At 67.1% G+C, this 19,289-nt stretch carries 15 protein-coding genes; 10 read left to right on the plus strand and 5 right to left on the minus strand.

Going from position 1 to position 19,289, the window contains the following annotated elements; translation table 11 throughout:
* Positions 1-25 precede the first annotated feature (25 nt).
* On the minus strand, positions 26-1,789 hold the full coding sequence (locus ABTZ58_RS04660; RefSeq protein WP_351350343.1) for a SpoIIE family protein phosphatase: 1,764 nt from the start codon (positions 1,787-1,789) through the stop codon (positions 26-28).
* Between the two features lie 135 nt (positions 1,790-1,924).
* Positions 1,925-2,440 carry a DUF5994 family protein gene (locus ABTZ58_RS04665; RefSeq protein ID WP_351350345.1) on the minus strand — a complete coding sequence of 172 codons (516 nt, stop codon included), beginning with the start codon at positions 2,438-2,440 and terminating at the stop codon, positions 1,925-1,927.
* Between the two features lie 316 nt (positions 2,441-2,756).
* On the opposite strand from ABTZ58_RS04665, the gene ABTZ58_RS04670 reads away from it, so the two are divergent.
* The 3 genes from ABTZ58_RS04670 (at position 2,757) to ABTZ58_RS04680 (ending at position 4,185) form a co-directional block, all read left to right on the plus strand.
* A complete protein-coding gene (locus ABTZ58_RS04670; RefSeq protein WP_351350347.1) occupies positions 2,757-3,389 on the plus strand; it encodes a DUF5994 family protein in 633 nt (210 codons plus the stop codon).
* Between the two features lie 5 nt (positions 3,390-3,394).
* The gene (locus ABTZ58_RS04675) at positions 3,395-3,646 is read left to right on the plus strand and encodes a hypothetical protein (RefSeq protein WP_351350349.1); all 252 of its coding nucleotides are present in this window, start codon (positions 3,395-3,397) and stop codon (positions 3,644-3,646) included.
* Between the two features lie 167 nt (positions 3,647-3,813).
* Positions 3,814-4,185, plus strand: a complete 372-nt coding sequence (locus tag ABTZ58_RS04680; protein ID WP_351350351.1) for an STAS domain-containing protein — start codon at positions 3,814-3,816, stop codon at positions 4,183-4,185.
* 249 nt (positions 4,186-4,434) lie between these two features.
* On the opposite strand, the gene ABTZ58_RS04685 is transcribed toward ABTZ58_RS04680, so the two are convergent.
* Positions 4,435-5,478 carry a fatty acid desaturase family protein gene (locus ABTZ58_RS04685; protein ID WP_351350353.1) on the minus strand — a complete coding sequence of 348 codons (1,044 nt, stop codon included), beginning with the start codon at positions 5,476-5,478 and terminating at the stop codon, positions 4,435-4,437.
* 261 nt (positions 5,479-5,739) lie between these two features.
* On the opposite strand from ABTZ58_RS04685, the gene ABTZ58_RS04690 reads away from it, so the two are divergent.
* The 5 genes from ABTZ58_RS04690 to ABTZ58_RS04710 all read left to right on the plus strand — a co-directional run bounded on the left by ABTZ58_RS04690 (position 5,740) and on the right by ABTZ58_RS04710 (position 10,069).
* On the plus strand, positions 5,740-5,922 hold the full coding sequence (locus ABTZ58_RS04690) for a hypothetical protein (protein WP_351350355.1): 183 nt from the start codon (positions 5,740-5,742) through the stop codon (positions 5,920-5,922).
* Between the two features lie 68 nt (positions 5,923-5,990).
* Complete coding sequence (locus ABTZ58_RS04695) at positions 5,991-6,218, plus strand: hypothetical protein (protein WP_351350357.1); 228 nt, start codon at positions 5,991-5,993, stop codon at positions 6,216-6,218.
* 502 nt (positions 6,219-6,720) lie between these two features.
* Complete coding sequence (locus tag ABTZ58_RS04700) at positions 6,721-8,061, plus strand: ice-binding family protein (RefSeq protein WP_351350359.1); 1,341 nt, start codon at positions 6,721-6,723, stop codon at positions 8,059-8,061.
* 111 nt (positions 8,062-8,172) lie between these two features.
* Positions 8,173-8,889, plus strand: coding sequence for a DUF5819 family protein (locus ABTZ58_RS04705; RefSeq protein WP_351350361.1), 717 nt, complete (start codon positions 8,173-8,175; stop codon positions 8,887-8,889).
* Positions 8,879-10,069: an HTTM domain-containing protein gene (locus tag ABTZ58_RS04710; RefSeq protein WP_351350363.1), complete on the plus strand. Its 1,191-nt coding sequence runs from the start codon at positions 8,879-8,881 to the stop codon at positions 10,067-10,069. Before ABTZ58_RS04705 ends, ABTZ58_RS04710 begins: the two co-directional genes overlap by 11 nt.
* A gap of 23 nt (positions 10,070-10,092) precedes the next feature.
* Here the strand turns inward: ABTZ58_RS04710 and ABTZ58_RS04715 are convergent, their stop codons facing one another.
* On the minus strand, positions 10,093-11,328 hold the full coding sequence (locus tag ABTZ58_RS04715) for a PP2C family protein-serine/threonine phosphatase (protein WP_351350365.1): 1,236 nt from the start codon (positions 11,326-11,328) through the stop codon (positions 10,093-10,095).
* Positions 11,329-13,099: 1,771 nt separating this feature from the next.
* Here ABTZ58_RS04715 and ABTZ58_RS04720 point away from each other — a divergent pair.
* Positions 13,100-14,101 carry a hypothetical protein gene (locus tag ABTZ58_RS04720; RefSeq protein ID WP_351350367.1) on the plus strand — a complete coding sequence of 334 codons (1,002 nt, stop codon included), beginning with the start codon at positions 13,100-13,102 and terminating at the stop codon, positions 14,099-14,101.
* Between the two features lie 404 nt (positions 14,102-14,505).
* Here the strand turns inward: ABTZ58_RS04720 and ABTZ58_RS04725 are convergent, their stop codons facing one another.
* Positions 14,506-16,128, minus strand: a complete 1,623-nt coding sequence (locus tag ABTZ58_RS04725) for a TIGR04141 family sporadically distributed protein (protein WP_351350369.1) — start codon at positions 16,126-16,128, stop codon at positions 14,506-14,508.
* Positions 16,129-16,924: 796 nt separating this feature from the next.
* On the opposite strand from ABTZ58_RS04725, the gene ABTZ58_RS04730 reads away from it, so the two are divergent.
* Positions 16,925-19,006 carry a restriction endonuclease FokI C-terminal domain-containing protein gene (locus ABTZ58_RS04730; protein ID WP_351350371.1) on the plus strand — a complete coding sequence of 694 codons (2,082 nt, stop codon included), beginning with the start codon at positions 16,925-16,927 and terminating at the stop codon, positions 19,004-19,006.
* Positions 19,007-19,289: the final 283 nt, after the last annotated feature.

Consider the following 19,289-nt stretch of genomic DNA (forward strand, 5'->3'; position numbering starts at 1 on the left):
CCCGCTGCCCGTCACCCGTCGCCCGTCACGGCATCGGCAGGCGCAGGGCGAGCAGTGCCACGTCGTCGGTGCTGCCCGGCGGCATCCGGGCGAGCAGGTGGTCGCACAGGGTGTCCAGCGGGGCGTCGGCGAGGGCCAGGGCGTGGCGGCGCAGGCGGGCGAGGCCGGTGTCCAGGTCGCTGCCGGGGATCTCGATCAGGCCGTCGGTGTAGAGGATCAGGGTGGAGCCCGGCGGCAGGGGCTGTGCGGCGTCCGGCCGGCCGCCTCCGCCGGTGCCCGGAGGGGTGCCCAGGAGCAGCCCCTGCCCCGCTTCGAGGTAGCGGGCCTGTCCGTCCCGGGTCAGCAGCAGGGGCGGCGGATGCCCCGCGCTGGTCCACCGCAGCGTCCACGGACCCGTGTGCGGGCTGCCTTCCAGCAGGGCGAGGACGAGGGTGGCCATGGGGACGGTGGTGATGGCGGGCATGGCGTCGTCGAGGCGGTCGACGACGGCGCCGGGCGGGCCGCTGTGGTCCCAGGCCAAAGAGCGCAGGATGCCGTGCAGTTGGGCCATCCCGGCCGCCGCCGTCAGGTCGTGGCCCACGACGTCGCCGATGACCAGCGCGAGCGTGCCGTCCTTCCGTTCGAAGGCGTCGTACCAGTCGCCGCCCACCTGGGAGCCCGCCGGGGCGGGCTGGTAGCGGGCGGCCAGCCGCAGGCGGCCGGGCTGGGGCAGCGGGGCCAGCAGGTTGCGCTGCATGGCCTCGGCGACGGCGCGCTGACGGCCGAAGCGGCGGGCGTTGTCGATGACCAGGCCGACCCGGCGGCCGATGTCGCTCACCACTTCCAGGTTCTCGGCGTCGAACGGGTGGGCCGGGTCGGTGCGGGCCAGCGTCAGGGCGCCGGTGATCCGCTGCCTGGCGCCCAGCGGCACCGTGAGGGCGGACGTCGCGCGCACCGTGCGCAGGAAGTCGCGGTGGAGGGCGGCCAGGGGGGAGCCGGGCGGCGCCGCCGTCTCCGCCTCGTCCCGCTCGTTCTGCAGCACGGGGTGACCTCCGTTCAGCACCCGGACGAGAGGGGAGGGGTCGGCCTCCCCGGTCTCGGGGAGGCGTTCGCGCCCGCCCTCCAGCCCGGCGTCCCGGCCCACGGGCCCGGCCACGGCCACCCGGTGGACCTCCCCCGAACCGGTCCGCAGGTCCACCGCCGCCCAGTCGGCGAGGCGGGGCACCAGCAGGCGGCCCAGCCGGGCCAGGGCCTCGTCGGTCTCCAGGGTCTGGCCCAGTACGTCGGTGATCTCCGCGACCAGCGTCAGCCGTTCGTTGAGGTCCTCCAGGGCGCTCGTGTAGGCCGCACGTGCCCGGCGTGCGCTGCGGTCGCCCGTGACATCGCTGAACAGCACGGCCATGCCCTGGACGGCGCCGCCCTCCGTCAGGGGGGAAGCGGACCAGGAGAGCGAGATCAGACGGCCGTCACCGCGCCGGTACCTGTCGCCGTCCCCCCGCGAGGGAGTTCCCTCGACCAGCGCCCGCAGCAGCGGGCACTGCTCCCGCAGGAGGGTGCCGCCGTCCGCCTCACGGTGCAGCAGTTCGTGTGCGTCCTGCCCGCGTAAGGTGGCGGCGTCCCGGCCCAGCAGCCGTTCGGCGGCCGGGTTGACGGCGAGGACCTGTCCGGCCGGGTCCACCACCATCAGGGCCGTGCTCAGTTGCTCGACGACCTGCCGCCAGAACTCCGGCCCGGCAGCCGGCCGCGACCGCCCCCGCCCCCGCCCTTGCGCACCGGGCACCGCATCCTCCACCACGCCGTCCTCCGTCATGGCGGCCTCCCCTCGAAGACCGCGGGCGTGTCGGCGTCCACCGAGCCGACACTTCGACCCCCCGATGGTCCCCTGCGGGACACCCGCCCGCACGGGCGACACGAGGACCGCGGGCGCGGCATCGCGAGGAGCAGGTCACGAACGCGCGGCTGTGGACGGGGCGGTGGCCGCGCTCACGGTGGTCATCAGCCGGGCGGCCGAGGGGGATTCGGTCTCCGGAGGGATGACGAGGAGGTTCCAGCGGCCCGCGGAGTAGGAGAGCAGCGTGATCCCGTGCGCGGCCGGCCCGGAAGCGAACCGACCGACCCGCACCGCATAGCCGTTGACGACGACCGCGGACGGAATGCCCTGCCAGTGGCGGGGGTCGACCGTGACCCGGACGAGCCGCCCCCACAGCGGATCCAGCACGTCCGCCAGGGCGGAGAGCTCACGGGGCAGGTCACGCGAACGGGGCCACCACACGCCGTCCGGTCCCCCGCGCCCCGCGGAAGCCTCCTCGGACCGCAGCGCAAGGCGCGCGGTCGGAGCCCGGAAGGGAACGGCCCGGAGCGGGGCAGGGGAGTCGGTCACGGACATGATGCGAACCCGTCTCCGGGCCTCTGCCGGGGGCAGCGGCCCGGTGTCGTCGCTCACCGGGGGCGACACCGGCATCGGAGCCGGTGTGCGGGAGCTCCCGATGAGTTCACGCTACTCCCCGGGGGAGACGAGCGGACCGTGCCGCGTGCCGTCGGCCGCACGGCGCCTCTCCCGCTGCCGCCTGCGGGGCGAGGGACCCCGGCCGGGGCGTACGGGGCCGCTGCTGCACCGGCTGCCCAGGTCCGTCGGGCCCGTCCGGCCCGTCCGGCCCATTCGAGGAGTAGGCTCGGAGTACCGAGGATATTCCGCGCACCGGCTTCCAGGCTCGTGTCGTTTTCGGCGATCGAATACACCGGGCCGGTCTCGGCCGGTCCGGGGCAGGGTCCGCGTCATGACTGCGACCATTTCCCCTCCGCTGACAGCCGAAGCCGTCGACCGCTCGTCGTCCTCGTCCGCTCCGCGTCTGTCGCTGGCTCCCGCCGGTCCCGCACCGGCTCTGCTGGACGGCGCGTGGTGGCCCCACTCCCGCGATCTCGGGGCCGAACTCCCCGCCCTGGCAGCCGTACTGGACCCGCTGTGGGGCCGGATCACCCGCGTCACGGTGAACCCCACCCACTGGCCGGTGGTGCCGAGCAAGGTGCCCGTCGCCGGGCACACGGTGAAGGTGGGCTGGTTCCTCGACCAACAGGACCCGCACGAGCTGCTGTTGCTCTCGTACCGCGCGGGCCGCTGGAACCTGCTGGTGATCCCGCCGCAGACGAGTCCCGCCGCGGCGGCCTGGCTGATGGCCGCCGCGAGCGCCCCCCTGGGCACGTCGACCGCGAGCCGGTTGATGGCGGAGGCGGCGCGCCCGGGGACGGTGCCCGTGACCGACCGGGGCGGGGAACGGACGGTGTCCGAGACGGACCGGGACGTGGAAGGGGTCTGGGACTCCGAAGGCGGCCACGGGGCCCGCGACCCGGCCGCACGTCCCTCGACCGCGGACGTCACCGCTCCCCCGGCGCCTTCTCCGACGGGGAGGTGAGGACCGTGCAGACCTTCCTGACCGTGCTGGTGATCCTGGCGATGATCGCCTTCGGGACACTCCTCATCCGCCTGCTCAACGCCCAGCACGGTGATCGCGCCGCCGCCTTCCACTACGGCCGCTCCGGGATTCCTGTCCCGGGCCCGTCGGCTCCGAAGCCGGGCCGCGGCCGGGACGCGGGGGGCGACACCGCAGGCGGCCGTGACCGTCACGACGGCGGGCACCGCCGACCCGGCCGACGGCACAGCGCCCGCTGACACTCACTCCCGGTTGCCCGACCGGCCGCTCACCGCCACCGCACGACGCGGACCGGCGGCGGACGGCCGGCGGACCGGCGGCGTGCCCCGAGTCCGGACCCGGACCGCACCGGCTCCACCATGCCGCACTCCCCGACGTCTGCTGCGCACGTCGAACCGAGGAGCCAATGCCCCTCCCGCGACTGAACGTCCACCGGTACGACCAGGCCACCCGTACGCGGGTCACCCTCGCCGGCGAGATCGACCGGGCCACCGCCCCGCTCGTGCTCACCGCGCTCGCCGCATGCCTGCGCGACGGCATCCGCACCGCCGACGTCGACCTCACGGCCGTCACCTTCTGCGACGTCAGCGGACTCAACGTCTTTCTCACGGCCTCATGGCTGGCCACCGAGGGCGGAGCGACCCTGCGACTGCACCACCCGCCGCCGATCCTGACCCGCATGATCAGGATCACCGGCTCGGGCTCCGTGCTCCACGAGGTCCACGGGGTTCGGCCCCGGCCACCGCGGGTTCCCACCATCGCCGGTGGTGCACCGTGACGGCAGCGCGCCTCCCGGCCGCGTTCTTCACCCTGACCCTGGCTCGGCACCCTGACCCTGGCTCGGCTTGCTCGGCGTGCGAGGGCAGCGACGCGCTGATCAGCCAGCGGGCGATGATGCAGGAGGTCGGTCGTGCCGGTGGCCGACCGCGTCAACACCGAACTCGGCGTGCGCGAACAGGTCAGCTCGTCCGCCCCGAGGACGGCCTCCAGGGTCGACCGGGCGTCCGGGAGCCGCCTCCCCCGCCGTCTACGCGGGGGTCCGGGTGCCCCGGAGCGGTGCCCCCGCCCGATGGAGACTGCCGAGGGCCAGCCGGTAGGAGGTGATCAGCCCGGTCTCCACGTACTCCACGCCCAGTTCCTCGCAGTAGCGCCGGACGACGGTCCGGGCCTTGCGCAGGTTGGGGCTGGGCATGCTGGGGAACAGGTGGTGCTCGATCTGGTGGTTCAGCCCGCCCAGGGCGATGTCGGTGAGCCGGCCGCCGTTGACGTTGCGCGAGGTGAGCACCTGGCGGCGCAGGAAGTCCGGGCGCTCCTCGCCCTTCAGGATCGGCATGCCCTTGTGGTTGGGCGCGAAGAGGGAGCCGAGGTAGACGCCGAACAGGCACTGGTGGACGGCGAGGAAGGCGAACGCCATGCCGGGCGGCAGCAGCCAGAACAGGACGCTCAGGTAGACGGCGAAGTGCCCGAACAGCAGCACCCCGTCGAGCCCTCGGTGCTTGAGCGAGCGGTTGGCCAGCGCCCTCACGCTCGACACATGGAGGTTGAAGCCCTCCAGTGTCAGGAGCGGGAAGAACAGGAACGCCTGCCAGCGGCCGATCAGGCGGGGCAGCCCCTTGGCGGCCCGGGCCTGGTCCTGGGACCAGACCAGCAGGTCGGGGTCGAGGTCGGGGTCGAGTTCCTCGTGGTTGGGGTTGGCGTGGTGGCGGGTGTGCTTGTCCTGCCACCAGCCGTAGCTCATGCCGATACCGGCACCCGCCATCCGTCCGGACGTCTCGCTGGCCCGGCGCCGGCGGAACACCTGGCGGTGGGCCGCGTCGTGCGCGAGCAGGGCGACCTGGCCGAACACGACGGCAAGGAAAGCGGCGACCGCCAGGGTCCACCAACTGTCGCCGAGGAGCGCGACGGCCGCCCAGCCGCCGATGTACAGGCCGGTCACGACCGTGATCCGCAGGGCGTAGTAGCCGGGGCGGCGCCCCATCAGCCCGGCTTCGGAGATCTTTGCGGACAGTCGGGCGAAGTCGCTGCCGGACGCCTGTGCGGGCCGGGGGTGGACCGTGGTGTTGCTGGTCATGATGGTGACACTCTCTCCGGGAGGGAAGATGACGCGCCCCGGGGCACCCCTGCGGCGGGACCGCGGACGGGGCCGCGCTGACTGCTTCGCCGGCCGACGGCCGCGCAGGCCCTCCTCTTCACGGGAGTTCCCTGCGGGGCGGGTCTCACACGGCGCGGGCACCGAACGTCGACGCGGAGGGCCGCTCGGAGCGGTTTCGTCCTGAATTGTTTGCAAAGCGGACCAGGGGGAGTCAGAGTCGAGTGAGGGCAGGAGGCAGCCATGACCGTCCTCGCGGCGTTTCTTCTCGTCATCGGGACACTGTTGATCCTGGTGGGAGCGATGCTGATGCTGGTCGGGACGGTCCTGATCGTCCTGGGGGCGTTGCTGATCCTCATCGGGATCGCCTCGGTCGCCGTCGCGGCCTTCCTGCTCATCCGGAGAGCTCTGAGCCGGGAAGAGTAGGGACGGCCGGAGCACGTCCGGACCCGAGCGGGGGACCGGATCGGCCGGGGCGTGGAAGGGAGCGCGTGATGAGCAGAAGCGTGGTGGGTCTGATCGCGGGGATGGCGCTGGGGTTCGCCGCGTACTTCGGTGATTTCTGGGCCTTCCTGCTGGTGCTGGGGCTGGGCATCGTCGGTCTCGTGATCGGGCGGCTCATGGAGGGCGATATCGAACCGGGCGACTTCTTCCGCCGCCGGGACCGCCAGGACCGCATCCGCGACGACCGGCGACGGGCCAGGGGGGACCGGCTGCGCTGACCGGTGAGCCGATCGAGGCCCGGGCGTCCGAGCCGCCGCGAGGTGCCGTCACCGCCCCGACGACCGCCGCGACCGCCGGACGCCCGCTTTCTGTGCGGGGACGCGACACGCCGCACGGACACCGCATGGGTGCCGTGTCGCGGCATGGGGGGAGTCGGCGTGTGAGGGGTGCATGGCGCACGGTCCCGAAGAACAATCGGGTGCGGACCTGACAGCCCCGAGTGCCTTTGAGCGGCGTGGTTCGAGGTTCACCGGACTGGCGAGGGAAACACACGGGGCCCGGAAGCGCCGGTAGGGATAATGCTGCATCCGGCCCCAGGAATTCGATTCAAGTTATTTTCCCAGCGCTGTGCGCTGTCCGAATGATCGGAAATTCTTCGCGCTTGTGTCCGTCGGCTGCATGGATATTTCTGCGTAATATGCCGCTGCGTAAGAGCAACAGGGCTCCCGGGTGATCGGTATGGCCCGGTACACCACGGTCCTCACAGGATTGGCCTTTCAGATGAAGCTGAAGATCCCACAAGCGGCTGACCGGCGTTCCCTGTCCGGCGTGCTGGCGTCGGTCCTCGCTGCGACGGTCGCCGCCGTGATGGTCGCCGTGACGCCGACCCCGGCACTGGCCATCGCCACGGCGCCCGGCCTCGGAACAGCGGCCAGTTACTCCGTTCTGGCCGGCGAGGGGGTGACCAACACCGGCCCGACCGTGCTCTACAACGACCTCGGGACCGCCCCCAACCCGGCCGTGACCGGATTCCCGCCCGGCGAGGTGCGCGGCGCGGTGCATCGCGCGGACGCCCAGGCCTTCCAGGCCAAGGCCGACCTGGTCCAGGCGTACAACAACGCGGCGGGCCAGGCACAGGACTTCGCACTCGGTTCGGTGATCGGTGCGGGCCAGACTCTGGACCCCGGTGTCTACACCCGTGAATCCGGCGGTGTCCAGATCAACGGCACCCTGACCCTGGACGCCCACGGAGACCCCAACGCCGTCTGGATCTTCCAGATCCCTTCCACCCTGATCACGGCGTCGTCCAGCCAGATCCTCCTCACGAACGGCGCCTCGGCGTGCAACGTGTTCTGGCAGGTCGGGAGTTCGGCCACCCTCGGCACCAACTCCGTCTTCGTCGGCACCATCATGGCGCTGACCTCGATCAGCGTGACGACGGGGACGACCATCGAAGGCCGCGCGCTGGCGCGTAACGGCTCCGTGACGCTCGACAACAACAGGATCTTCCTCGGCGGATGCGCGGGCGCCACGGCGGGTGGCACCACCACCGGCACGACCACCGGAACCACCACGGGCACGACCACCGGAACCACCGCGGGTACGACCGGCGGAGGGCTGCTCGGCGGCGGTCTCGTCACCGGCGGTCTCATCGGCGGCCCCATCGCCTCACCCGGCATCACCTCGGGCAACACCGCGGGCAACACGGCCGGCAATATCGCGGGCAACACCGCGGGCCACACGGCCGGCAACACCGAGGGCAACATCGGGGGCAACACGGCCGGCAACACCACCGGCGGGAACGGCGGCGGACACGGCGGGAACGGCGGCGGACACGGCGGGAACGGCGGCGGACACGGCGGGAACGGCGGCGGGAACGGCGGTGGCCATGGCCCGGGCAAGCCGGGCCACGGCGACAAGCCGGGCAAGCCGGGCCACGGCGGCGGACACGGCCATGGCAAGCCCGGTCACGGCAAGCCCGGTCACGGCGACGACTCCGACCACGGCAAGCGGCCCCACGAGCACTACGGCTACGGAAACCGGCCCCACGAGAGCTACGGCCACGCCGGGACGCCCAAGGAGCACGAGGGCGACGACCACTCCAAGCGCCACGACGGCTAGGCAACGCACCACGGTCGGCCCGCTCACCCGATGACGGCGCGCGGCGGAATCTCCTCGACTCCGCCGCGCGCCGCCCGGCGTGGCCGGCTGATGCGAGAAAGGCGGCAGGCGATGTCGAGCGGAATCGACGCAGCGGACCTGAAGGAAATCCGGCACTCCGAGTCCGGTCCGGATGTGCGGGAACGTCCGGACGCCACGGCCGCTCCGCCCACGTTGCCGAAAGGCGCCCGAGCCCTCAGAACAGGGCTGTGCGCCATGGTCGTTCTGTGCGTGGTGGCGAGTGTCGTGCACGTGCTTCTGGTGTTTCTCCACGTGGCACCGGCCAACCCCGTGTCCAAGCGATACGGCTCACAGATCAATGCATGGGTGTTCCCCTTCTTCGAACAGAATTGGCGGCTTTTCGCCCCGGACCCGGAATCCGTCAACCGGCAGATTCTGGCGAGAACCGCCCACACCGGTGCCGACGGGTCGCTCGAGGTGAGCCCCTGGTTCGATCTCACCGCCGTGGACGGCTCCGCGGTCGAACATCATGTGTTCCCGAGCCACACGGCACAGAACATGCTGCGTCGCGCCTGGTCCGGCTACGTCGACTCGCACGGAGGCGACGACACGGCGCGCACGGAACGCGCCGTGATGATGCGGACGTATCTGACCAACATCGCCGCGGACCGCCTCGCCGCCCACAGAGGCGACACGTTCGACTTCGTCCAGCTCCGCGTCGTCACACTGCCCGTCGCCGCGCCCGGGGCACGGGCCGGCACTCGTCCGCCGAAGCCGTCCGAGAACCGGCTCCTGCCGTGGTGGAAGGTGACCAGGCATGCCGAATGAGACGCGCAGGACGGCCCTTTCCGTCGTCGGCACATGGCTCGGCGAACGGATCACCGCGGGGTGGCACCTCCTGACCGGGCGGCCGGTGTCCCTGTACGCCGCGGCGGTGCTGCGCATCGGCTACGGGCTGCTCTACCTCACCTTCCTGCTGCGGGAGTTCCCGCACCGGCACGAGATCTGGGGCCCCGGTTCCGCCTGGACGCCCGCTCTGGCCCGCGAGCTCTTCGAGCAGACGGGCTGGGTCAGCGTCCTGGTCCTGTCCGACAGCCGGGCCTTCCTCGAGCTCTGCTACGGGCTGGCCCTCGTCACGTCCGCGCTGTTCGTGCTGGGCTGGCGGACCCGCCTCATGTCCGTCCTCTTCGCCGTCGTGGTGACCTCCTTCCACGCCCGCGCGATCTTCATGACGGACGGGGGCGACAACCTGATCCTGCTGATGGCCCTCTACCTCGTCCTGACCGCCTGCGGCCGGTGCTGGTCCCTGGACGCGCGGAGAAAGAGGGCGAAACCCGTCCCTGCCGACCGTGCGCCGCGACCGTCGGGCCACTCCCTCACCCGGCGACTGCTCGACGCCCGGGACGTCCTGGTCACGGTCGTGCACAACTGCGGCATGTTCCTCATCGCGGCGCAGGTCTGTCTGCTCTACGGATCAGCCGGCCTGTACAAGGTGCAGGGCAGCACCTGGGGCAACGGGACCGCTCTCCACTACGCCCTGAACCTCGAACTCTTCCGTCCCTGGCCGGTGCTCTCGGACTTCGTCGACGAGCACGCGCTCGTGATCGCCGTCGCCGGTTACCTCACCGTTCTCCTGCAGGTGGCCTTCCCGTTCGTGCTGTTCGGCAGGCTCAAGTACCCCGTTCTCACCCTGCTGCTGGGCATGCACATCGGCATCGCCGTACTCATGGGGCTGCCACTGTTCTCCGGGGCGATGATCGTCGCCGACGCGGTGTTCCTTCCCGACCGCTTCTACGTCCTTCTGCCGCGCCTCGGCCGGCGCGTGCTGCGGCGAACGGACGGCGGCGAGCCGGCACCGGTACGGGCGGCAGACGCCGGAACCGTCCCGGCGCAGGGCGGACCCGGCGACGCACTCGCCTCGAAGCACCCGGTCGCGCATCCCGCCGAGCGGAAGGACACCCGGGGCCGCCCGGAGGCCGCGTCCCCTCGGCTCCCTTCGAAAGGGTGACACCGCCCGAGGGAGTGCCCTGGTCACGGCTGGTGTCTCTCGCGGGCGGCGGATGCCTGGGCGGTGTCCGCCCCGGAGCTGACGTGCCGCTGCGTCTCGTGGGGTCCGTGCCAGTCCAGGCACACGACGGTGGCGTCGTCCTCGAGCGTGCCGCCTGCGGCGTCCCGGACCGCTGACGTCAGCTCCAGCACGGCCTCCCGCGGGTGCAGGTCCCGGGTGTGCTTCAGCAGGGCGGCGAGGTCGACCTTGCCGCCATGACGTTCGACCATGCCGTCGGTGAACAGGAGCAGACGGTCGCCGGGACGCAGGTCGAGATCCTGGACGCGGTAGGGGCGGGACGCGAGCGCGGAGAGGCCGAAGGGATGATCCACCTCGCAGGTCACCACCTCCGCGGCCCCTTCGCGCAGGCGCAGTGGCCACGGGTGGCCGGCGTTGACGAACCGTGCTTGCCCGGTGCGCAGATGGATGCGCAGCAGCTGCCCCGTGGCGTGACCGTGCCCGTGGTCGGCCAGCGCCTGGTCGGCCCGGCGGGCCTGCTCGGCCAGGCCGGCCCCCGCGCGGCGGGCGCCGCGCAGAGCGCTCACCAGGATCGTGGCGGCCAGGGCGGCAGCGGTGTCGTGGCCCATGGGGTCGGTCACCGACACATGCAGGGTGTCGCGGTCCAGGGTGTAGTCGAAGGTGTCGCCGCTGAGGCTCTCGGAGGGCTCCAGGTTGCCGCACAGCGTGAACTGCGCGGCCTCGCAGGACAGCGACGGGGGCAGGAGCTGGTACTGGATCTCCGCTGCCAGGGTGGGCGGCACGGAGCGCTTGCCCCAGGTGTAGAGATCCGTGAAGCGCCCGTTGGCGATCACGATGTACGCCAGGACATGGGCGGCTTCCCCGACCTCCGCCAGGACGTCCTCGCCGGGGTCGACCGGCAGGAGCAGCTCCAGCAGGCCCATCGCGTCGCCCCGGTTGGTCACCGGCATGATCACCCGGTGCCCCTGGTCCGTCGCCTTGTGATACAGGCGCTGGGTGCGGATCACCTCTTCGTAGACGCTGCCGAACAACGGGATCCGTTCCGCCTCCCGGTCTCCCGACGCAGGCGCGGTCGACAGCCGTGCCACGGCCCTCCCGGTGAGATCCACCACGAGGAAGGAGACCCTCGTCGCCCGGAAACGCCGTCGCAGGTCCTCCGCGACCACGTCGGCGGCGTCGACCGGCGCCGCCGTCTCCGCTGCCGTCAGCAGCCGGGGTAGCTCACTGTGCCGACCACTCACGACCGCGGTCCTTTCGCAGGCCCCCTCACCACCAGCATGGGAACCTCCGCGTCGGGCGTCAATCCGCGGCCGCCTCACGATGACACTCCGCCGACCGGACCGCCGCCTCGACAGCGGCACGGCACGCCCCGGCGACTCACCCTCACCCTCGCCGGCACGGGGCACCTGGGGCCGCCCTCGGGTCTCCATGCGGGGACGACGGCGCTTCCGCAGCGGCGCTTCGCCCGACCGGACCTGCCGAAGGCCGGCCGCGGGAGGTGCCCGGCCCGCGGCGCCATGCGAGACGACGGTCAGGTTCCCCGGCAGGCGTCCGGGCCACTGACCTGGGCGGACAGCCGTGATGGCGCCTCGCCGAGGCATCCGGACGACCCCATGTTCTGGCCGGTGCACCTCGGTACCTGCTTGCGCGGGGAGGACGCGCAACGGGCTGCGTTCGATGCGGACTGGGACGCGGCCGGCCGTGGAGCTGACTCACGCACTGTCCGCCGAACGAGTGGCCGGTGTTCCGCGTGCCTCTGCGCTCGGGCCGCACCATCCACGTCGTCTACCGCAACGTCGACGGAGAACGAGGGGTGGACTACCTGATCCATCACCCGGCCCGGCCCGAGGCGGAAACCCTCGCAGTGGACGATGACCACGTCATGGGGCCCGGCACGGCCTGGCCTGAACCGCTGTCCGCTGCTCGGCAGAAGGCTGCGAGCGGTCGCCCAGAGGTCTCGGACCGCGCTCGGTCACTTCTTGCGACGCCTGCTTGCACGCTTCTTCAGCTCGGCCTGGCCACGCTTCGTCCAGTCACCCTGATGGCGGTAGCAACGTGACGTGCCCTTCAGCGTCTTGTTCTGACAGCGACCCCCGGCCGCCGTCGGCCAACCGCACTTGCCTTGCTTCCACTCACCCACGGTGTGTCCACCCCCGGTGGTTCGCTTCGCGTCCGGGCATCCAGCGTGTGCCAGGTAACCGGCACAGAGCAGAGCGCACGGTCGGCGGACTCAGGCGATGCGGGCGCACGCGGGTCAGTACGTCGGTGGTGCTCCTCTGCCTGCACGTGTTCCCACTGTGTCGGTGGGGCGTTGTCCGCGTGCAGGCCCACGTCCTGGCACGCGCGAAGCACCCGACTCAGGCTGTCGGCCTGGTCCGGCACACCGCCGCGGCGAGCGGGTGCGCGCCGCATCTGTGTCCACAGCCTGTGGAAACAGATGCGCGGCCCTGCCGGGCGATCTGGCGTACACCTGGCACGCGGCCAGTGATCACCCCGGACAGCAAAACGGCCCAGGTCGCTGACCTGGGCCTTCTTCGTGGAGCGGGTGACGAGAATCGAACTCGCGCTCTCAGCTTGGGAAGCTAAGGGCATCTGGGGCTTGCTGCTGGGCTGACCTGCGGCGAACCGGTGTCGGCGCCTGGTGGGAGGTCGGCTGGTTCCCCGGTGTTCCCCGTGGTTCCCTGCTGGATCTGGCACGGGTCTGGCACGACCTCTTCGTCCCGAATCTACTGGCTGAAGGGGCAACCAGGTCTGGTGGGCTGCTCGGAAGGCCACTTGTGTGCATCGGAGGTTGGCTGCGGTGGGGGTGGTTACTGTACTCCGCTGCTGTACTGCAGCCCTCAGGGGAGTTGTTTAACTGGTCGTACTCGGCAGCCTTGAACGTGGCTCGTAGATGAGGGCGGGTTGGTGTTGCTGGCTACCAACCTCCCAGTTCTGTCCTGCAGATCACGTCTCGTGGTGACGGCTCCGAGGGTCCACTACGGTGGACCACCCTGTTGGAAGGGGAACCCGATGCCTACGCTGCTCTACTACCCTTTGGTCAGACCTCCTCAGGAGGTCCTACACCAGGCGTTGTTGTACTGGGACGACATGGCGTCTGTCGTGCCGATGGATCCAGAGGTATACGAGGATGCAGTCTCGGATGAGCTGAAGGACCTCAGGGAACGAGGGCTCTACCATCCCATCGTCCTCGGTACTCAATACCGCCAGCCACTGGACGACATGCTTCATCTTGAAGTCTTGACCCGGGAACTTCGTGAGCTTGCTGCCGGGCCGCCAAGTCCTCAGGTTTCTGTCATGGATGCCTTTCTCTTCCGATCGAAGCTCGGCCACTTTTTGGAGGAAGAGATCATCCGCTTAGGCCTGGGACGAAGGCTTGAGAGCTCGACGAGGTGGCGTGGCGCCGGCCTGGCCGTTTCTAGGGAGGTGCGCCTCCTGTTACTCGGCACGCTGGCGCAGGAAGTGGCATTTACGACTGAAACTCGCGCCTACACGCCGTACACCGATCAACGATCCGCCCACGAGACGTCGCTTCGGCCGATGGCTCCTGGCTTCGGTGTAGCAGCCTGGCGAGTTGAGCTTGGCCGTCTGTTGCCCATGCCAGCACCGGGCACCTCCACATCAGAGGTCCTGGCCTTTCGTGACAGGTATGCCGCCGAGCGGGAACGCTTGATGGGGGCTACTCAGACCATGCTCAGCGATCTGCGCCGCGAATGGGAGCACCCGGCCGACGTGCTGGAACGAATGCGGGTGGCGCTGAAACAGGCGCGTGAAGACTACCAGGCGGCTGCCCAAGCCAGCCGTATGGCCTGGGTGCAGAAGTCCATCTCAGTCACGGTGGGAGTGGCTACGGCTGCTGTGGGTGCGTTGGTCGTCCCGGATCTCGCCTGGGTAGCAGGTATAGCGGGCAGCATCGGGTTCAATATCGCTACCCGTGAGGTCCGTCCACTGTTCCGTGCGAGGAATGAGCACCCGTTCAGTTATCTGCACCAGGTTGATCGCGAGTTGGCGTAACGATAACTGCCGTTGACGTTGCACGCGTGGCATGGCATCTGAAACAGCAAAGGGCTAGCTCGGGAGGAAGCTCTTCTGAGCTGGCCCTTCTCGCTGTGCCTCCGGCACATTTCGAACCCGCGACACCCGCTTTAGGAGAGAGGCTGGGTGATCTCGTACCTGAACTGCGGCTTCGCTGGCTGAAGAAGCGAGCGGCTACTCGACTCCTGGGCACCGGTGTTGACCGTGGCAGACCCCTGTATCTGGCACGGTTGTGGCATGAACCTCAGCCGCCGACAGTCAGCCACGACGGTGGGCGCGCCGACCGAACAAGCGCGCGTGTGCCTCGTTGCACCCTCGCCGGCCTGCGTCACGCTGCCCGTGTCGTCAATCAGAGCAAGCCACCACGGCCGGCACGTGAGGCACTAATCGCCTGATGGGTGCTCAGGCCTGTGAATTTTCGCCAGGGCGACTTTGAAGCCAGATTTTCGCAGGTCGGAAGCTCGCTGCACGAGATTGACTTTGCTGAAGAAATAGAGCGCGTCGCCAATCTTGCCTGCCTTTTCGGTGGCGATAGCGAGCACCATCCTCTTGTTCTGGTCCACTTCCGATCCTTCGTTGCCCCACTTCGAGGAAATCAGCCCCTTGATGTAGTCGGCGTAACCGACCGCATGCTTTCCTTGCCCAACTGCGTTGGCTGCATAAAGGTCCGCGGAAACTGCAGCCTGACTGAATAGGTGGGAAAGGGTTGGAGAACCCTCCATGCGCTTAACGCAAACGAAGTCCAGGTCGGAAGTTATGAAGTCGCATATTTCGATCTTCTGATGCGGCCCTCCAATCAGAAAATTTCTGGCGTCTAGGGGTATGTATCCGCGCGAAGTGGAAACTGTGTCATTGTAGTCCCCCTCGTCTCCGTAAATCCCGTCACTGTCTGGGAGCCAGTCCGGGAGTTTGATTTCTTTGGTTACGTCCTCGATTTTGGCTACCTCGGCATTTATCTCCTGGACGTAGTCTGAAGCGATTTTGAACCACTGCCCTAGGCAAAGGGCATAGGTATCACCATCAATATTCTGCTCGAAAACGAAGTACTCTGTGAGTGACCTCTTAGTTCGGATGGGATTGCCGGAGTCGTCAATGGGAATTATCTTCAGCTTCGGCAGCTTCTCCTCAAGGTCATTGATTGGGATCTGCGTCAGTACGCTTTCGAGATCTAGTTCCTCGATGGGCTCACGGTTTCGCTTACGGTCTCCGAAGATCTTCCAGTAGCCAACCTCGGCCCCCAGAAGGTCGTCCGGGCAGGCTACTCCCAGCTTCTTCCCTTGCGGTGCCACGATTGCGTCTCTCAGGGCAGACCACAATTTGTCAATGATTGGATCGCCGGCAGAAATTGGGACAAAGTTGTCAATGTACGGGAACTTCTCCTTATAGGCTTCAGAGGTGAATTGGTCCAGCAGGTGTGAAAGTAGTGTCGGGAATTGGCTAAGTTCCATCTTCGTTGTCAATGATAGTGACTGGGACCCGGCAACCCCTGAGGCCCAGCTAACTCCATCGCTGACATCTGCTTTGAGGTACCTAAGCCACTCTCGCTCCACCTCCACATCGAATTCTGCAACTCTTGTTCGACTGGCCGTTTGGCTCCTCTGTTGCCGCGAGTTCTCACTCAGAGTTCTAACCTGGATCGCCGCGACCTTGAACGGGTCTGCCATATTTGCGGTTACTCGTAGCCCGAACTCTGGTTCAATCAATTCGTGATTGAGCATCGCGTGTGCATACCCGAAACAAACTGCGAAGTATCGGTCGTGCACCTTGAATAGGACGGCGACCGAGTTGTTGGAGTTCTTGAGGTCACTTACGGTGGTGAGCTTGGAAAGCATGGTGGCCCATTTAGGTTCCCGAGGCTCTGCAGGGAGGACCCAAATCTCACAGTCGAGGTCGACCCCGTCCCTCAAACCACGCTTCTGTGGCGCACGCGATTCTTCCGGAAAATCTCGCAGCAGTCCTTCAAAAGAATTGGCTTCGGCCCGGAAAAGATAGATCGAAACGCGCATTGGCCCCCCTCGCGCCCACCTTCTGGACCGCCGATAGTCTCATGCCTCGCACTTTTGCGGTAGGGGTCCGTGTGCCGTGAAGTTAGGTTCGGAAGAATTGGGAATATATGTTCGAGCCATCTCCCTGGTCGGTTGTGTTCGTGTCGGATGAGTCTTACGGGGCGAGTCAGGATCTGTCCTCTTGCCCTGGGTCTTGTCTGGGATCTGGGTGAGCTGGTTTCTGCTGATCAGGGGCGGTGGGCTCGTGCTCCTGGTGGTCGTCATTGGGTCGTCATTGGGCACTGGCGAGCGGCCTCGGACGGCTCAGGGACGGCCCAGCTCCGCCACACTCACTTGACGGCGGCCTGCACCCCTCGATGCGCCCTGTCTGAACCTCAGCCGGCGACAGCCAGCCACGACGGCGGGTCAGCCGACCGACCGCACACGCGTATGCCTCGCCGCACCCCCGCGGGTCTCAGCCACGCAGCCATGCCGTCGACCAGAGTGAGCCGCGCCGGCGGAAGCGTGGCGGTGAGACCTTGAGTGATGACCTCTTCGCCCCGAAGGGACTTGGGTGGAGGAACTGCCTTGGGCTGGTGGGCCTCTCACGTGCGCTGATGGTCCGCAGACTTCCGCGCTTGTTCGCCGCTGTCCATCGGCGTTGTCACCTCAGCCGCCACACGCTCAAGGCCGTCCGCCCTAGATGTGCGGACGTCTGGTGGGCTTTGACGCCTAATCACCAGATCGGGTCCCAAGTGTCAGTCCGGCCCTCTAGCCTTCCAGGCAACACGAGTCGACCTTGAAGAAGGAGCCGCAAGTGACCCGGCAAGCTGAAAGCCTCCCGAAGTCTTGGCGTGATCGCGTCAATACGCTTGGCTACATCTCTGGCGGCATCGAGTCTCAGGCATCCATGCTTCGACAGATTCTTGGCCAATTGCCGTGCAGTGGCGAATCGACTCTGATTTGGAAGAACTTGGAGGGAAAAGAAGTTTCGGCTCGCTGCGAAAATCTATGCCGCAGTCAATTGTCTGCGGCCGGTCTGGTCGTCCGTCGCGAGAAAGAAGGCCAATGGGAGGCAAGCGAGTTTGCAGTGAAGTGGCTTGAAGCTCCCGAACCAGAGGCCTTGGCCATCCACTTTCACAACAACGTAAAATTCATCGGTGAGCTCCTTAATGGCATTGGGGTGAGGACTTCCCAAACGGATCTGCTCAACCTTGCGCGGGATACCTACGGGTTGCCGTGGTCCAGTCTTGATCAAGTCCGCCGTCGGACGGGATGGCTCAGAAGTCTGGGTATGGTGGAACTCTGGGGAACTCAGGTAGTACGCACTCCAGCAGGAGAAGCACTGCTTAGTAAAATCGAATTGTGTTCCCCTGAAGAGGCTAAAGGAGAAGTGGCAGTTGCCGAGGAGGTAGCTACTGTAGATTCGGAAGCCGTACGATATCTGTCTGACACTCCAGAAATGGACCAGGACGCACTCCGGGGGCGGCGCCCCTTGATTGGGTATATTCCGCGAGGAACAAAATCGGCAAGCCGGGATAGTGATGAATCTTCACTGTCTGCTTCTGAGGCCGTTCGGAACCTGATCTCACTTCTTGGCGACGGAATGACCACTGAAGACTTCCGCAATGCATGCGCCGAGCAATTGGGAATCACACATTCGTCCTTCCAGTCAACTTTGCATGCGCTGCGGCACATGGGCCTAATTGAGCAGGTGGCATTCAATGTATTTGCGCCGACGGCAGACGCTCAGTGGCTGACCGACGTCGGGAATGAGCAAGTCCTTGTTGCATTCTTGCATTCGCGGTATTCGTTCTTTGGTGAGATTCTGAAGGTTATCGACGATCCCTCGACGACGTCTAGTCTCACCACCCAGGCAAAAGAGCGCTTTGGGTACGCACAAGCTTCCAATGGAGAGATCCGCCTTAGATTGGGTTTCCTGCAAGACGCTGGTCTTGTCGAGCGGGTGGACTGGCAAAGGTTCCGTGTCACGGGCGTCGGCAAGGCTTTTGCCGAGCTTCTGAGCCTACAAAAGGAATCTGTGGCGGCAGAGGCGCAAGTTGCAGATCCGGTCCCCGACCAGGAGGACTCTCCGAGGTCCTTGATCGGAGATATCGTCCGTGATCTGCAAGAGTACGGAAAGGATGGAAACGAGAGTAAGGCCTTCGAAGAGGCGATTGCCCGAGCTTTCCGGTTCCTTGGGTTTCATGCCGAACATCTCGGCGGCCCAGGCAGAACGGACGTCCTTGCTGTAGCCCAGTTGGCTCCTGGTGATAGCTACCGCGTTATCATCGACGCTAAAAGCTCCGGGAGCGGTATTGTAGCCGAGTCGGGCGTTAAATTTGACGCTCTGCGTGATCATAAGCGGAAACATAAAGCCGAGTATGCACTGGTTATCGGTCCTGATTTCGCTACCCGTTTGAAGGATTGGTCCGTAGAGAACGGTGTCGTGATGCTTCAGGTGGACGATCTCGTTTCCGCGTTAAAGCGCCATGCACTCAGCCCAATTTCCCTACGTGACATGCGGGACGTTTTCAGCCGCCCGGACGCCCATAGGGACGAGATCGCTGAGCAATACGCAGCTTCAGAGCGTCGCTCCTTGCTGATCGGAAAGATTCTGGCGCTTGCCTTGCAGGAGGCAGTCGACAACGACCCGATTGCATCTGGATTCATCAGCGTAGAGAACATTATTTACGCGCTTCGGAAAGAAGTTACTCCACGTCCAACAGCAGACTCCGTGCGGGAGTGCTTGGACTTCCTTTCAAGTCCTTTGGTTGCCGCCCTAGAGGAAAATAAGGGACGCTATAAACTAGCGGACTCACCGCATAATGCAGCCCTCAGGTTGCGCGGAATTGGCGCTTCTCTCGTTTCAGAGTCACGAGATATTGCGGGTGAGTAACGGCCGTTTTGTTGTAGCGCAAGGCCGGCGGAGCGGGTTTGGCCGGTGGCCTGCCCGGTCTGGGGTCGTGCATGATCAGGGGGCCGTACGCTGGTTGGCAACTCGGGCAGGCTTTGGGCCTGACCGCAATGTGCACGAGTGGCCCCCTGGTCTTGCTCGACGCGGGACCCAGACCGGGGAGGTGGCTAAGACGGTGTCCTATGTGGTGATCGCTCGTTGGTCCGTTCATGGGGCGGGGTACGTGGAGTTGGATTGTTCCGGACGGCTTGTGGGAGCTCGCCAG

It is taken from the genome of Streptomyces sp. NPDC094143 (assembly GCF_040303825.1).
In the GTDB taxonomy this organism is placed as follows: domain Bacteria; phylum Actinomycetota; class Actinomycetes; order Streptomycetales; family Streptomycetaceae; genus Streptomyces.

What these genes read in the sequence shown, in the direction of transcription:
- ABTZ58_RS04660 (WP_351350343.1), bottom strand. Translation starts at nt 1,789, where the DNA reads ATGACGGAGGACGGCGTGGTGGAGGATGCGGTGCCCGGTGCGCAAGGG.
- ABTZ58_RS04665 (WP_351350345.1), bottom strand. Translation starts at nt 2,440, where the DNA reads ATGCCGGTGTCGCCCCCGGTGAGCGACGACACCGGGCCGCTGCCCCCG.
- ABTZ58_RS04670 (WP_351350347.1), top strand. Translation starts at nt 2,757, where the DNA reads ATGACTGCGACCATTTCCCCTCCGCTGACAGCCGAAGCCGTCGACCGC.
- ABTZ58_RS04680 (WP_351350351.1), top strand. Translation starts at nt 3,814, where the DNA reads ATGCCCCTCCCGCGACTGAACGTCCACCGGTACGACCAGGCCACCCGT.
- ABTZ58_RS04685 (WP_351350353.1), bottom strand. Translation starts at nt 5,478, where the DNA reads ATGACCAGCAACACCACGGTCCACCCCCGGCCCGCACAGGCGTCCGGC.
- ABTZ58_RS04690 (WP_351350355.1), top strand. Translation starts at nt 5,740, where the DNA reads ATGACCGTCCTCGCGGCGTTTCTTCTCGTCATCGGGACACTGTTGATC.
- ABTZ58_RS04695 (WP_351350357.1), top strand. Translation starts at nt 5,991, where the DNA reads ATGAGCAGAAGCGTGGTGGGTCTGATCGCGGGGATGGCGCTGGGGTTC.
- ABTZ58_RS04700 (WP_351350359.1), top strand. Translation starts at nt 6,721, where the DNA reads ATGAAGCTGAAGATCCCACAAGCGGCTGACCGGCGTTCCCTGTCCGGC.
- ABTZ58_RS04705 (WP_351350361.1), top strand. Translation starts at nt 8,173, where the DNA reads ATGTCGAGCGGAATCGACGCAGCGGACCTGAAGGAAATCCGGCACTCC.
- ABTZ58_RS04710 (WP_351350363.1), top strand. Translation starts at nt 8,879, where the DNA reads ATGCCGAATGAGACGCGCAGGACGGCCCTTTCCGTCGTCGGCACATGG.
- ABTZ58_RS04720 (WP_351350367.1), top strand. Translation starts at nt 13,100, where the DNA reads ATGCCTACGCTGCTCTACTACCCTTTGGTCAGACCTCCTCAGGAGGTC.
- ABTZ58_RS04725 (WP_351350369.1), bottom strand. Translation starts at nt 16,128, where the DNA reads ATGCGCGTTTCGATCTATCTTTTCCGGGCCGAAGCCAATTCTTTTGAA.